Genomic DNA, 577 nt, shown 5'->3' on the forward strand with positions numbered 1-577 from the left:
GACCCGCGCTCGCAACCGCAGTGCTGCGCCTCGTGGGCAAAGCTGGCCACGGCCCTGCGCGACGCCGAGAAGGGCACCGTGGCCGAGCCACCCATCCCGCGCGACGTGCAAGACGGCTGGCTGGTTGAGCGCGCCTGGCAGCGCATCGCCGATCCCATCTCGAAGCGCCTGCTCCAGTACTACTACGTCCACCAGTTCCCGCCAGAGATCGTCTGCCGCATCCTCGTGCGCAAGTACGGCGCGTCGCACCACACCCTAAAGCACTGGAAGGTGCGGCTGGCGAAGGCGCATTCGATCGCGGCGCACGTGATTGACGGGGAGGTGGCGCGTGTGACAATGGCGGAAACGGTGCGCCGGATGACGCAAGGGGAAACGGTATGAAGGTGGCGGAACTGGAGGGCGCGCTTCTTGACTACTGGGTGGCGAAAGCTGAGGGCCTAGAAATCGATAGCGCGTTCGAGAAGGGTCTGCATCCCCATCTGTATGTGTTCGTCGATGGCGATCTGGCGGACTTCGCGCCAAGTAGCAACTGGGGCGACGGCGGCCCGCTCATTGAGCGGGGTCTTATTAGCCTGCT

At 64.8% G+C, this 577-nt stretch carries 2 protein-coding genes; both read left to right on the top strand.

From position 1 onward, the window contains the following. The coding region (locus tag RVY79_RS17025; RefSeq protein WP_317465658.1) for a hypothetical protein at positions 1-381 on the top strand (381 nt) is incomplete at its 5' end. Beyond that, positions 378-577 (top strand): phage protein NinX family protein (locus RVY79_RS17030; protein WP_317465659.1); only part of this gene is annotated, 200 nt, incomplete at its 3' end. The genes RVY79_RS17025 and RVY79_RS17030, both read left to right, overlap by 4 nt.

Origin of the sequence: Chromohalobacter sp. HP20-39, assembly GCF_033052815.1 — a bacterium.
GTDB lineage: Bacteria > Pseudomonadota > Gammaproteobacteria > Pseudomonadales > Halomonadaceae > Chromohalobacter.